Here is a 12322-nt window from a genome sequence, read left to right on the forward strand (position 1 = left end):
CATGAAGACCGTCTACATCGTGGATGCGGTGCGCACCCCGATCGGCCGCTACAACGGCGCCCTCGCCGCCGCCCGCCCCGACGACCTGGCCGCCCAAGTCATCCGACAACTCCTGGGCCACACACCCGAGTTGGCCCCGTCCGCCATAGGCGACGTGTATTTCGGCAACGCCAACGGCGCCGGCGAGGAGAACCGCAATGTCGCCCGCATGGCCGCCCTGCTCGCCGGACTGCCCACTTCCGTGCCGGGGGTGACCGTCAACCGGCTGTGCGCCTCCGGCCTCGAAGCCGTCATCCAGGGCTACCGGGCGATCGCGCTCGGAGACGCGAGCGTCATCGTGGTGGGCGGGGTGGAGTCCATGACCCGCGCGCCCTACGTGCTGCCCAAGTCCGACCGGCCCTTCCCGGCCGGGCACGCCGAGCTGTACTCCACCCCCCCTCGGCTGGCGCATGGTCAACCCGAGGATGGACCCGCAGTGGACCATCCCCCTGGGCGAGTCCGCCGAGCTCATCGCCGACAAGCACAAGATCAGCCGCGAGCAGCAGGACGAGTTCGCCCTGCACAGCCACCGCAAGGCCGCCGCAGCTCAGCGACAGGGCCTGTTCGACGCCGAGATCGTCCCCGTCACCATCCCGCAACGCAAGGGCGACCCGGTCTCCTTCGACCGCGACGAGGGCGTCCGGCCGGGCGCCTCGCTGGAGGCGATGGCCAAGCTCAAGCCGTCCTTCCGCACCGCGAGCGAAGCGAGATGGGGGTCCCCCCGGCCGGAGGCTGGGGGAGGCACGATCACCGCGGGCAACGCCTCACCCCTCAATGACGGCGCGGCAGCCCTGCTGCTGGTCGACGAGGAGGGTCTGAAAGCCACCGGTCGCGAGCCGCTCGCCCGCATGAGCGCCAGCGGCACATCGGCAATTGACCCGCACTACTTCGGACTTGCCCCAGTCGAGGCCGTCAACCGCGCCCTGACCAAGGCCGGCAAGACCCTCGCCGACCTCGACGTCCTGGAACTCAACGAAGCCTACGCCGCCCAGGTCCTCGGCTGCCTAGCCGAATGGCCCGAGTTCGACCCGGCGGTCCTCAACCCCCAGGGCGGCGCCATCGCCCTCGGTCACCCCCTCGGCGCCTCTGGCGCCCGCCTCGCCGGCACCGTCGCCCACCAGCTCGCCCGCCGGGGCAGTGGCACCGGCATCGCAACCCTCTGCATCGGCGTAGGCCAGGGCCTCGCCCTCCTCCTCGAACGCTGAGAACCTCCACAGGAGCCGCAGTGAAACGCCGCCCTCTGCTGCATCACCGGGTGCTCGGTCCCACCGACGCGCCGCTGCTCGTCCTGGGACCCTCGCTCGGCACGGCGACGACCGTATGGGACCCCCATGTGGCGGCGCTGGCCGAGAGCCACCGCGTGCTGTGCTACGACCTTCCAGGGCACGGCGGCTCGCCGAGCGATCTCGTCCGGGCTCACGAACCCGGCCGTACGACAGTCGGCGACCTCGCCGACATGGTTCTCGAACTCATCGCCCACCACGGCCGGGACCGCTTCCACTACGCGGGCATCTCGCTCGGCGGCGGTGTGGGGACACACCTCGCACTGCACCACCCGGACCGCGTCGCCTCGCTGGCGCTGGTCTGTTCCTCGGCGTACTTCGGCCCGCCGCAGTTCTGGCAGGAGCGCGCCGATCTCGTACGACGCGAGGGGACCGGCGCCCTGCTCGAGGCCATGCCCGGCCGCTGGTTCGCCGATCCCGGCACAGCCGCGACCTCCCTCGGGAAGACGTTCCTGGAGGACCTCGCCGCTGCCGACCCGATCGGCTACGCCGCCTGCTGCGACGCCCTTGCCGTCTACGACGTTCGGCGCGACCTGAGAAGGATCACCGCCCCCACGCTCGTGCTCAATGGTTCCCAGGACACCGCCACACCCCCGCCACATGCCAGGGAACTAGCCGAGGGGATTTCCGGGGCGAAGCTGGTGACGGTCGATACAGGTCATCTCGCCGTGGAAGAGCCACAGGCCGTCGGAGCGGCGCTGCTGGCCCATCTCCGAATGGCGGGCGGCGCGGAGGACGCCGACCGCAGCTCGTAGAGTGGCCGTGTGTCACAAGGAAACGCCGTAGTCGCGCGCAATGTGCGCCTTCTCAGGGAGCAGCGCGGCCTGTCCCTGGCCGAGCTGGCCCGCCGGGCGGGGCTGGCCAAACAGACGCTGTCGAATCTGGAACAGGGCACGGGCAACCCCACGGTCGACACCTTGTTCTCCATCGCCACGGCCCTCGGCGTGCCGGTAACCCGGCTGGTCGCCGAGCGGGAACAGGTCATCAACGTGCAGCGGGGCGACGAGGTCGTCTGGGAGCAGCACGGAAGGTACGAGTCACGGTCGCTCGACCACATCTACGGCTCAGGTGTCATCGAGAACTACGTGGTGCGCATCGGCCGGCACAGCGACGGTGCGGACATGCCGTCCGAACCGCACCCGGTGGGCACACTGGAGCACCTCTACGTCATCAGCGGCAAGGTACGCGTGGGGCCTGTCGACAGCCCGTTGGAGCTTGGCGAGGGGGATTTCGCGCGCTATCCGGGCGACCGGCCCCACGTGTACGAGTCACTGGCGGACGAGAGCCTGGTGCACATCGTGGTGAGCGTGCCGCGCGTCCAGCCCGGCACCGGCGGTACGAACCTGGCACGGACCCACGGGAACGAAAGACGCTGAGCTTCGCCGCACCTGGTGTGCCGCATCTCGGCACAACCGATTGGCCCACCCCCGGGACGGGGCGGAATCTGGCGTTGGCCGCTCGTCAGGGCGGTCCGGGGCCGCCAGGCGTGAGCGTCCGGGCTAATACCGTGGTGCTCTTGCGCGCACGCCTGGCTGGCCACCGTTCTCCGCGTCCAGACCAGGGATGGTCGTGTCGGAGACCGGGATCCCTCCACAAACGGGTGGGGCCGGACAGTCCGCGACGGCATGGCAGGCGGATCGGCCGGGTCGGCGTGTCCGATCCGCTTCCCCGGTGACCTCGGTGCCGCGCATGCCGGGGGCACCGGCGGTCCGCTCAGGCCGCCGGCGGCCTGCTCACGTCGTACGGCGCTGCCGCTTGGCGTCCCTTCGCTGCGGTGAGGGCGCTTGCTGCCTCGAAGGCCACGCGGCGCAGGGCCGGGGCGTATCGGGACGGCTCGAAGCGGTGGTGGGCGCCGGCGACCGAGAGCGCCGCCACCGGACGTCCGGAGGCACCCATGATCGGCACTGCGACGCAGGTCAGACCGGGGGCGGCTTCCTGCCGGTCGTAAGCGATGCCGTCCTGGCGGATGCGCCGCAGCTCCTCACGGAACCGTCGCGGGTCGGCGAGGGTGTACTGGGTGCGGGCCGGGAGGCCGGCCGAGGGCAGCCTCGGCCGCGTCGGGGTCGAAGGCGAGCAGGGCCTTGCCGACGCCGGTGCAGTAGGCGGGCAGGCGGGCGCCGATCCGGGAGGGGGAGCGGGTCGCCCGGTGGCCCTGGATCTTGTTGACGTACACGATGTCGGTGCCACGTAGGACCGCCAGGTGCACGGTCTCGTGCGTCAGCTCGTACAGGTCCGCGAGATGCGGCAGCAGCTGCTCGTGGAGCAGCACCGGCGTCGCACGGAACGGCCTCGGGGCGAACAGGTCTCGGCTGAGTGTCGAGGGCGCCTGCCTGTCGGTGGGGGACGATCCGATGTTGGCGGCGCGGCGCCAAGCCTGAGGAGTGCAAACACCTACAGAGCGGGCGGGCGCGCGCCGATACGATCCGGGCAGTGACGATGTCGCGATCCAGGCGGCCCGCCGCCTGGCACAACGCCAGGTGGAGGGAGAAGACGAACCGGTATCGGCCGCATCGCGATAGTGCATTACGGCGACGACGGCCAGAAGCGCCCACCGTACGAGAGTGGCGCACGTCAGGTGGGGCGAGAGGGGCGCTGTGGCGCTGCACGACGCTTGTTGTGCCGTACGCCGTTGTGCGGCGGTTCAGGCGCCGAGGGCGGGGAGGACAACGGCGTCGAGGTAATGGCTCACGAAGGCTCGATCGGCCGACTTGTCCTCGATCAACTGACGGGCGATCAGGGCACCGAGGAGCATGTGTGGCACGTAGGTCAGGGTCGGCGAGGCCGCGCTGATCTCACCCCGCTCGACCGCCCGGGCGAGCGCCTTGTCGAGTCCCGTCAGCTCCGGGTGTACGAGCAGGTCACGCAGCGCTTGGAACAGATCGGGATGGGTGTGCACGGCCTGGACGAGGCCGCGCATGAGCGACGCGTTCTCCATCATCTGCCGTTCGTCCAGTTGCGCCACCATCGCCCGGAAGTCACCTCGCAGGGATCCGGTGTCGACACGGGAAAGGGTGGCAAGCTTTTGATGGCGTAGCGCCATAGCGACCAGCTCCGGCTTGCCCGTCCACCGGCGGTAAAGGGTGGCCTTGCTGCACTGGGCCCGGGCGGCCACGGCGTCCATGGTCAGGGCCTCGTAACCGGATTCCCGCAGCACATCGAGCACGACCTCGCATATCTCTGCCTCGCGCTCGGGCGTTATCCGGCTACGCGGCCTCGCGCGGTCCGGCCCCTCCGAGGCTGCTGACGTCTTGCGCTCGGCCTCCGTCAACATCAGCGACTCCCTCGAACGGAACCGTTCCGTGCGAGGAAAATCTATCCCGAGGAAGCATGAATACGAAACCGTTTCGGTAGTGAAAAGGGACACGGGCGAAGTCCGGCACTGACGATCGATCTGGGCCACCTGAGAAACTGGACCGCGAGCAGACCTGGAAGGGACATGCATGGCAAGCACGTCACCGGCCGCGGCGAAGCCCGGACGGCCCCGCGACCCGGGCGCGGATGAGCGCATACTCCAGGCGGTCGTGGACGAACTCGCCGAGGTCGGCATCGCAGGCTTCCGTATCAACTCCATCGCCGCGCGTGCCAAGGTCGCCAAACGAACCCTCTACTCGCGCTGGCCCGAGCGCGACGATCTCATCCTGGCCGGCCTGGCCACCTTGTCCGTGCGGCTCGACCCGCCGTGTACGGGCAGCCTCGAAGAGGACATACGGCTTCTCTACGACGCCATGGCCGAGCATCTCGACAGCCCCCGCTGGCTGATCGGAGCTCGCTGCAGCTTCGAATTCCCCGACCACCCCGAGCTCTACGCGACGTTCCAGCGCGACTGCATCGACCAGCCGCTGGCCGTCATCGAGGACGTCCTCCGCGACGCCCAGGTGCGCGGCGAACTCCGCAGCGACATCGACCGCTCCGTGGCCGCGGAGACCTTCGCGGCGTCGATCGGCGGGTTCAGCACGCACATCGCCCGCCTCCGCGGCATGAACACGCACGCAGTCCGTGACCGGTTCCTCGACCTGTTCCTTCATGGGCTGCGCGCAGTCGGAGACGCCGGATCAGGCTGACCGCTCCCCTCCGCGGGATGACCGCCTGATCGCCCTTGGGCGTCGTGCTCCGTGCGTGAGTTCGACCTACTGAGCCCTAGCCGTCCCGCACGCGCTTCCAGCCCTGACGGGCCGTTACCGGTAACGGGGCGGGGCGGCGTCCGGCGCTGATCAGGATGCGCTGTGCCGTCTTCCGGCACGTGTTCTCGCCGCGGTAGGCGCCGACCCGGAATGCTGGCGTCAGCCGCCGGTGGACGTCGGAGGCGACATCACCGCTGACCACTCCTGGCAAGGACAGCGGTGAACTTGGACGGGATCAGGCCACTCCGCTGGGCCCGGCCCGTCCGTGAGGCGACCTCGGTGCCGCACACCGGGGTCGCCGTCCAGGTGGGTGGCCTGTGGGCTCTCGTGCCAGGGTCAAGCCGCAGCTAGATTGTCGAGCCGCGAGGGGGCCGCCTGCCGGCTTGCTGTGGCCGCGTTGACCGCGCGTGCCGCCTCGTAGGCCACCCGTCGCAGAGCCGGCGCGAACCGGGCGGGCTCGAAGCGGCGGTCGGCGCTCGCGACGGAGAAGGCGGCCACGGGTCGCCCGGCCGAACCCATGATCGGTACGGCGACGCAGGTGAGGCCGGGAACAGCTTCCTGGCGGTCGTAGGCGACGCCCTCCCGGCGGACGCGGCGCAGCTCGGACCGGAAACGGTCGGGATCGCTGCATGTGTACTCAGTGCGGGCCGCGAGTCCGTCGGCGATCGCGGCCTCGATGGCGTCGTGGTCGAAGGCGAGGAGGGCCTTGCCGACGCCGGTGCAGTAGGCGGGCAGGCGGGCGCCGATCCGAGAGGGGGAGCGGGTCGCCCGGTGGCCCTGGATCTTGTTGACGTACACGATGTCGGTGTCGTGCAGTACGGCCAGGTGCACGGTCTCGTGGGTCATCTCGTACAGGTCCGCCAGATGCGGCATCAGGCATTCCTGCAGGAGCGGGGGATTGGGGCCGTAGACCCGTACGCCGATGTCGAAGAGCTGGGATCCCAGCCGGTAGTTGCTGCCGACACGTTCCACGAGGTCGTTGCGGTGGAGGATGCCCAGCAGTCGGAAGGTGGTCGACTTGGTCAGCCGTGTCCGCCGGGCCAGCTCGCTCACGCCGATTTCCCCGTCCAGTTCGGCGAGGGACTTCAGGAGGAAGAGCGCCTTGTCGACCGCGGTCTGCTGGTCGGGCTCGCCGGTCGCCGCGGCTGAGGGCTGCGCGGAAGGCGAGGAGGGGAGTTGCATGGCGGGCTCCGTGGGGATCCAGGGTGGCCATTAAAATGGACGTGCGTCCAGCTTAATTGATCGTTTCGGCCTTGTAAAACACCGGGGCCCCCGCTTGCCTCTGAGTGACGGATCCGATCGTCACCCCGTGCCGTATCTCGGCACGGTGGCTGGGCACGGCGGCCGGGAGCAGCGTCTGCTGTGGCCATGCAGCGACACGCCACAGTGGCCACGACCGCCGTCCTCGCCGCCCCGGCTACCCCCGACGCACAGCTCGTCGAGGAGCCGGCGGCGGTGCTGCGGCGTGCCGAGGCCTGGGGGCACCTCCCGGCCGAAGGCTGGGGGAGGATTCCCGTCGCACCAGTCACCGAGGAGTACCAGGACCTGGACCAGGCCGGCGCCTACGCCGTGCAGGAGGCCGACGTACGGATCCGTCTCGCGGCGGGTGAGCACCTCGTCGGACGCAAGGCGGGCCTCACGTCCTTGCCGATGTGCGAGCAACTCGGCCTACCCGAAGCGAGCTTCGGGACCCTGTTCCAGTCGATCGTGACCCCGGACGGCGGCACCATCGACACGCGGGAGCTCATCACCCCGCGGGCCGAGGCAGAGGTCGGTCTGATCCTCGGCCGGCGGCTGTCCGGACCCCGCGTGCGGGCGCGGAGGTCCGGGCGGCCGTCTCCCAGCCGTCGCCGGCCGTGGAGATCATCGACAGCCGCATCGCCGACCGGCGCGTCTCCCAGGCCGACACCGTCGCCGACAACGCCTCCTCGACGCGCGTCGCCGTCGGCCGTCCCGCCGACGCCACGGACGACCTGCGCACGGGGCTCCGGCGCGAGTGCGTCGGGCTGTACGCCGACCGGGAGCGCGTCGCGCCTGGCCCGGGGGCCGACGTCCTCGGCGATCCGCTTCGGGCCGTGGTCTGGCCGGCCCGGACGCTCCACGCGCACGGCAGCGCTCTCCACCCGGGCGAGCTGCTGCTTCACCGGGTCTGCGCACGCCGGCGTCCCACTGACACCGGGCCCTTCGCTCGCCGTGCGGTCCGGCACCGGCCACCTGCCCGAACTGACCGTCACCGTCCGATGAACCACCAGCAAGGAAGCGGGGGAGCCGCCATGCCACCGCGTGAACCGGAGCGCTCCGACCCTTCGGGTGTGCACCTGAACGCACGCCGAACCACCAGCCCACGAGGGCGGCGCAGCGCGCGCCCGATCCGGCCCGAGGAGGCCCAGCGATGACAACCACGCCCGCCCGGCTGGGGGCACCTCCCGCCCGAAGGGTGGGGGAGGACCGCCTGGCTCGCGTACCCGAGCCGGCCGTCGACGTCAGCCCTTACTTCGACCTCGACCGCGGTCTGGTCGACCGCACGATCTTCAGCGACCAGTCCGTCTACCGGCAGGAGCTGCGCCGCATTTTCGCGCCCAGCTGGCTGTTCCTCGCGCACGAGAGCCAGTTCACGAAGCCCGGTGACTTCTTCACCAGCTACATGGGCGAGGACCCGGTCATCGTCACTATGGGCAAGGACCGGAAACTGCGTGCCTTCCTCAACGCCTGCCGCCACCGCGGCATGCGGGTGTGCCGCGCCGACGCGGGGGCGACGAAGGCGTTCACGTGCAGCTACCACGGCTGGTCCTACGACACCTCCGGAAAGCTGATCAACGTCCCCAACGGAGGGGACTACCCCGCCCACTTCGAGCAGGACCAGTGGGGACTGATCGAGGTCGCGCAACTCGACACGTACAAGGGACTCGTCTTCGCGACCTGGAACCCCGAGGCCCCGCCCCTGGTGGAGGCGCTCGGCGGACTGGCCTGGTACCTGGACGCGATGCTCGACCACGACCCGGAGGGCACCGAGGCCGTCGGCGGGGTGCACAAGTGGGTGCTGGAGGGCAACTGGAAGCTCGCCGCCGAGCAGTTCGCCTCCGACTGGTACCACGTCAACATCTCGCACGCCTCCGCGCTGATGGTCATGTCACCCACCGGCAAAGGCCCCAAGACGGACATCGTGCAGACGCCGGGCCGGCAGTACACCGACTCGCTGGGGCACGGGCACGGCTTTCCGACCCACCCCAAGAGTCGTTTCGACGACCGTGTCGTACACGAGTGGACCGACTACGAGGCGCTGCGCGAACGGCTCGGTGACGCCCGGGTCGAGGGACCGATGACCACCGGGCACGGCACCGTCTTCCCGAACTTCTCCTACCTGCCGGTCAACGGCTCCATCCGTGTGTGGCACCCCAAGGGCCCGGACAAGATGGAGGTCTGGGCCTGGACCATCGTCGACAAGTCGATGCCGGACGAGGTCAAGGACGCCCAACGCATCTACAACCTGCGCACGTTCGGGCCGAGCGGCATCTTCGAGCAGGACGACGGCGAGAACTGGAGCGAGGTGCAGGCCACCGCGCACGGCTTCGTGGCCGGCTCCATGACGCTCAACTACCAGATGGGACTGGGGCTTCAGTCCGAGGACGGCGTCCATCCCGGCACCACCGGCCGCCTCTACAGCGACGGCGCCGCCCGCGGCTTCTACACCCGCTGGCGCGACCTGATGAACACGCCCGCCTGGCACGAGAAGAACACCGAGAAGAACCCCGAGGACACCCCATGAGCACCACCGGCACCGGCATCCGGGTCGCCGCCGTCGGCGACATCGAGGAGGGCGAGGCGCTGAAGGTGCCCGCCGAGACCACCGGCCACACCGACGCCATCGCCGTCTTCCACGAGGCCGGCGCCTACTACGCCCTCGACGACACCTGCACCCACGGCCAGGCATCGCTCGCCGACGGCTGGATCGAGAACGGCGAGGTCGAGTGCCCGCTGCACAGCGCCCGCTTCTGCCTCAAGTCCGGCGAACCGCAGTGCATGCCTGCCACCCTCGCCCAGCGCACCCACCGGGTCGAGGTGCGCGAGGATGAGGTCTGGCTGCACCCCGGCGAGGAGGCCGACGCATGAGCGCGCCACGGCGTATCGCCGTCGTCGGCGCGGGCCTGGCCGCCGTCTCGACCTGCGACGCGCTGCGCGCCCAGGGCTACGACGGCGAGCTCGTCCTGTACTCCGCCGAGCGCGGGCTGCCCTACGACCGCCCGCCACTCAGCAAGGACGTCCTGCTCGGCAAGTCCCGCCGCGAGAACATCCTGCTGCGGCCCGAGCAGTGGTACGACGAGCAGGGCATCGAACTCCGCGACGGTGCCCCGGTCCGGGCGATCCGCCCACACGAGGGCGGACTGGAGCTGGCCGACGGCGAGCTTGCTGCAGCCGACCGGATCGTGCTGGCCACCGGCGGCACCGCGCGCCCCCTGCCGGTGCCGGGCGGTGACGACCCGGCCGTACACCTGCTGCGCACCTGGGAGGATGCCGAACGGCTGCGGGAGCGGCTGCTACCCGGCGCCCGGGTGGCGGTGATCGGTGCCGGGCTGATCGGCGCGGAGACCGCGGCCGTCGCCCACGCCCTGGGCTGCCGCGTCACCCTCATCGACCCGCTAGCGGTGCCACTGACCGCAGCGGTCGGGGACGACATCGCGAACGCACTGCATCGGAGGCACTCCGCCGAAGGCATCGGCGTCCTGACCGCCGGCGTCGAATGCATCGAGCGTCGTCCAGGCAACCTCGGAGTCCTGCTGCACCTCACCGGCTACGGGGCACCCGTGCTCGCCGACACCGTGGTGGTCGGCATCGGCATGCGTCCGGCCACGGAACTGGCCGAGGCCGCGGGGCTGCACGTCGACAACGGTGTGGTCGTCCACCCCGGTCAGCGCACCTCCCACCCCAATGTCCTCGCCGTCGGCGACGTCGCCCGCCCCGAGGGGCACAAGGTCCGTCATGAGCACTGGGAGGCCGCCCAGCGCGACGGCGAGGCCGCCGCCCACGGCATCCTCGGCCGCCCCCTGCCGTCCTTCGGCGCTTCCTGGTTCTGGTCCGACCGGCACGGCTCCCGGCTGGAGGCGGTCGGCACGATGGCGGACGCCGAGCGCACCGTGCTGCGCGGGGCTCCGGGCGACGGCGCCTTCACCGTCTTCGGACTGCTGGGCGACCGGCTGGTGGCCGCGGCCGCCATCGACCGACCACGCGACATCCAGGCCGCCCGGCGGATCATCGATCGCGGTGTCGCTGTCGACGCGGCCGTCCTGTCCGACGAGAGTGCGGATCTGCGCACGCTGCTGAAGCGCTGAACCGCCACGTGCCGCCTTGTGGCACACGCGCTCCCCGAACCGCCCCCTCCGCGCTGGAATGGCACCACCCGGCGCGGCCCGCAGGAGGACCCCCGATGAGCATCCACCCCCCGGAGACCCCCCGGACGACCGCACCCGCCGTCGACGAGGACATGCGGCTCCACTTCGAGGTACAGCGCCTGTACGCCGTCGAGGCACAGCTGCTCGACCAGCACCGCTACGCCGACTGGCTGGAGCTGTTCACCGACGACCTGCACTACTGGGCGCCGGTACGCACCAACCGCCTGCGGCGCCAGCAGGCCCTGGCCGACGGCTCGCCCGGCGAGGTCGCCATCTTCGACGAGACCAAGGCGAGCCTGGCCTGGCGCATCCGCCGGTTCGACTCGGGCATGGCCTGGGCCGAGGACCCGCCGTCGCGGACCCGGCATCTGATCACCAACATCCTGGTCTGGCCGGCCGACGAGCCCGGCGAGTACGTCGCCGAGTCCGCCTTCCTCTGCTACCGCAACCGCCTGGAACGTGAGGTCGACCTCTACGCCGGCGGCCGCACCGACCAGCTGCGCCGCGACCCGGACGACGGACGGCTGCTGATCGCGCGCCGCACCATCCTGATCGACCAGAACGTCCTGCTCGCCAAGAACATCAGCACCTTCCTGTAAGCCCTTGTGAACCGGAGCCCGCTCGTGACCACTGAACAGACCACAGAGGTGAAGCTCGTCGAGCACACCGTGCAGACCACGCTCGGCACCGTCGCGGTCAGCGAGGCCGGCGAGGGCCCGGTGCTGGTGATGCTGCACGGCGGCGGCCCCGGCGCGAGCGCGGTGGCCAACTACCGCCAGAACCTCCCCGCGCTCACCGAGCACTTCCGCGTGATCCTGCCCGACCAGCCCGGCTTCGGCGGCAGTTACCGCCCCACCGAGGCCGACCTCGACGCCCGCAGCATCACCGAGATCACCGTCGACGCCCTGCTGCAGACCCTGGACGCCCTCGGCATCGACCGCTTCCACCTGCTCGGCAACAGCCTCGGTGGGGCCGCCGCCATCGCCACCGCACTCGAAGCCCCGGGTCGGGTCGAGAAGTTGATTCTGATGGCTCCCGGCGGCGGGTGGCTGCCTTTCGGGCCCACCCCGACCGAGGGCCAGAAGGCCATGTTCCGCTACTACAACGGCGAGGGCCCCACCCTGAAGAAGATGCGGGACTTCATTGGCGTCATGACCGCCGAGCCCAAGCGCTGGGCCGACACCGCGCAGGCCCGCTACGAGGCGTCCCTCGACGCGTCCCACATCGCCTTCTACCACGCCTACAACGCCGCTTTCGCCAAGCGGCACGGCATGGACCCGCTGTGGCAGCGCGTTCACAAGATCAAGGCGCCCACCCTCCTGCTGTGGGGCCGCGACGACCGCACCATCACCCTCGACGGCGCCCAGCTCATGCTCAAGCAGATCCGCGACGTCCAGCTGCACGTCTTCGGCGGCTGCGGCCACTGGGTCCAGCTGGAGCGGCAGGCCGAGTTCGAGCGCCTGGTCACCGACTTCCTCGGGGAGCACTGAAT

Annotated in this window: 13 protein-coding genes and 1 pseudogene; 10 read left to right on the plus strand and 4 right to left on the minus strand. The window is 70.5% G+C overall.

The genetic code is table 11. The features are described from left to right. Position 1 precedes the first annotated feature (1 nt). The 3 genes and pseudogenes from IH68_RS49535 to IH68_RS0103380 all read left to right on the plus strand — a co-directional run bounded on the left by IH68_RS49535 (position 2) and on the right by IH68_RS0103380 (position 2698). Positions 2-1244 (plus strand): annotated as a pseudogene (locus IH68_RS49535) (thiolase family protein). Positions 1245-1264: 20 nt separating this feature from the next. Then, entirely contained in the window at positions 1265-2077 is an 813-nt protein-coding gene (locus IH68_RS0103375) for an alpha/beta fold hydrolase (RefSeq protein WP_234341172.1), read from the plus strand. A 9-nt stretch (positions 2078-2086) separates the two neighbouring features. Beyond that, complete coding sequence (locus IH68_RS0103380) at positions 2087-2698, plus strand: helix-turn-helix domain-containing protein (RefSeq protein WP_030928054.1); 612 nt, start codon at positions 2087-2089, stop codon at positions 2696-2698. A 337-nt stretch (positions 2699-3035) separates the two neighbouring features. On the opposite strand, the gene IH68_RS59070 is transcribed toward IH68_RS0103380, so the two are convergent. From IH68_RS59070 to IH68_RS0103390, 3 genes are all read right to left on the minus strand, one after another. Next, the gene (locus IH68_RS59070) at positions 3036-3368 is read right to left on the minus strand and encodes an IclR family transcriptional regulator domain-containing protein (RefSeq protein ID WP_267883713.1); all 333 of its coding nucleotides are present in this window, start codon (positions 3366-3368) and stop codon (positions 3036-3038) included. Next, on the minus strand, positions 3304-3591 hold the full coding sequence (locus tag IH68_RS59075) for an IclR family transcriptional regulator domain-containing protein (RefSeq protein ID WP_051833127.1): 288 nt from the start codon (positions 3589-3591) through the stop codon (positions 3304-3306). Before IH68_RS59075 ends, IH68_RS59070 begins: the two co-directional genes overlap by 65 nt. Positions 3592-3963: 372 nt before the next feature. Continuing rightward, positions 3964-4593, minus strand: a complete 630-nt coding sequence (locus IH68_RS0103390; protein ID WP_078912295.1) for a TetR/AcrR family transcriptional regulator — start codon at positions 4591-4593, stop codon at positions 3964-3966. 169 nt (positions 4594-4762) lie between these two features. On the opposite strand from IH68_RS0103390, the gene IH68_RS0103395 reads away from it, so the two are divergent. Then, positions 4763-5383: a TetR/AcrR family transcriptional regulator gene (locus IH68_RS0103395; protein ID WP_030928060.1), complete on the plus strand. Its 621-nt coding sequence runs from the start codon at positions 4763-4765 to the stop codon at positions 5381-5383. A gap of 396 nt (positions 5384-5779) precedes the next feature. Here IH68_RS0103395 and IH68_RS0103400 read toward each other — a convergent pair whose 3' ends face one another. Next, the gene (locus IH68_RS0103400) at positions 5780-6625 is read right to left on the minus strand and encodes an IclR family transcriptional regulator (RefSeq protein WP_030928063.1); all 846 of its coding nucleotides are present in this window, start codon (positions 6623-6625) and stop codon (positions 5780-5782) included. A 186-nt stretch (positions 6626-6811) separates the two neighbouring features. On the opposite strand from IH68_RS0103400, the gene IH68_RS56240 reads away from it, so the two are divergent. The 6 genes from IH68_RS56240 to IH68_RS0103430 all read left to right on the plus strand — a co-directional run bounded on the left by IH68_RS56240 (position 6812) and on the right by IH68_RS0103430 (position 12320). Then, positions 6812-7687 carry a hypothetical protein gene (locus tag IH68_RS56240; protein ID WP_159403634.1) on the plus strand — a complete coding sequence of 292 codons (876 nt, stop codon included), beginning with the start codon at positions 6812-6814 and terminating at the stop codon, positions 7685-7687. Positions 7688-7835: 148 nt separating this feature from the next. Next, positions 7836-9209 carry an aromatic ring-hydroxylating dioxygenase subunit alpha gene (locus IH68_RS0103410; protein ID WP_030928066.1) on the plus strand — a complete coding sequence of 458 codons (1374 nt, stop codon included), beginning with the start codon at positions 7836-7838 and terminating at the stop codon, positions 9207-9209. After that, positions 9206-9553, plus strand: a complete 348-nt coding sequence (locus IH68_RS0103415) for a bifunctional 3-phenylpropionate/cinnamic acid dioxygenase ferredoxin subunit (RefSeq protein WP_030928069.1) — start codon at positions 9206-9208, stop codon at positions 9551-9553. The genes IH68_RS0103410 and IH68_RS0103415 overlap by 4 nt, the downstream gene beginning before the upstream one ends. Next, the gene (locus tag IH68_RS0103420) at positions 9550-10770 is read left to right on the plus strand and encodes an NAD(P)/FAD-dependent oxidoreductase (RefSeq protein ID WP_030928071.1); all 1221 of its coding nucleotides are present in this window, start codon (positions 9550-9552) and stop codon (positions 10768-10770) included. The genes IH68_RS0103415 and IH68_RS0103420 overlap by 4 nt, the downstream gene beginning before the upstream one ends. Positions 10771-10865: 95 nt before the next feature. Continuing rightward, positions 10866-11429, plus strand: coding sequence for a 3-phenylpropionate/cinnamic acid dioxygenase subunit beta (locus IH68_RS0103425; protein ID WP_030928074.1), 564 nt, complete (start codon positions 10866-10868; stop codon positions 11427-11429). A gap of 24 nt (positions 11430-11453) precedes the next feature. Further along, positions 11454-12320 carry an alpha/beta fold hydrolase gene (locus tag IH68_RS0103430; protein WP_051833131.1) on the plus strand — a complete coding sequence of 289 codons (867 nt, stop codon included), beginning with the start codon at positions 11454-11456 and terminating at the stop codon, positions 12318-12320. The last annotated feature ends 2 nt before the right edge of the window (positions 12321-12322 follow it).

Source organism: Streptomyces sp. NRRL S-646 (assembly GCF_000720765.1).
Classification (GTDB): domain Bacteria; phylum Actinomycetota; class Actinomycetes; order Streptomycetales; family Streptomycetaceae; genus Streptomyces.

Coding starts and splice junctions, on each gene's coding strand:
- IH68_RS0103390 (WP_078912295.1), bottom strand. CDS start 4,593: ATGTTGACGGAGGCCGAGCGCAAGACGTCAGCAGCCTCGGAGGGGCCG.
- IH68_RS0103395 (WP_030928060.1), top strand. CDS start 4,763: ATGGCAAGCACGTCACCGGCCGCGGCGAAGCCCGGACGGCCCCGCGAC.
- IH68_RS0103400 (WP_030928063.1), bottom strand. CDS start 6,625: ATGCAACTCCCCTCCTCGCCTTCCGCGCAGCCCTCAGCCGCGGCGACC.
- IH68_RS56240 (WP_159403634.1), top strand. CDS start 6,812: ATGCAGCGACACGCCACAGTGGCCACGACCGCCGTCCTCGCCGCCCCG.
- IH68_RS0103410 (WP_030928066.1), top strand. CDS start 7,836: ATGACAACCACGCCCGCCCGGCTGGGGGCACCTCCCGCCCGAAGGGTG.
- IH68_RS0103415 (WP_030928069.1), top strand. CDS start 9,206: ATGAGCACCACCGGCACCGGCATCCGGGTCGCCGCCGTCGGCGACATC.
- IH68_RS0103420 (WP_030928071.1), top strand. CDS start 9,550: ATGAGCGCGCCACGGCGTATCGCCGTCGTCGGCGCGGGCCTGGCCGCC.
- IH68_RS0103425 (WP_030928074.1), top strand. CDS start 10,866: ATGAGCATCCACCCCCCGGAGACCCCCCGGACGACCGCACCCGCCGTC.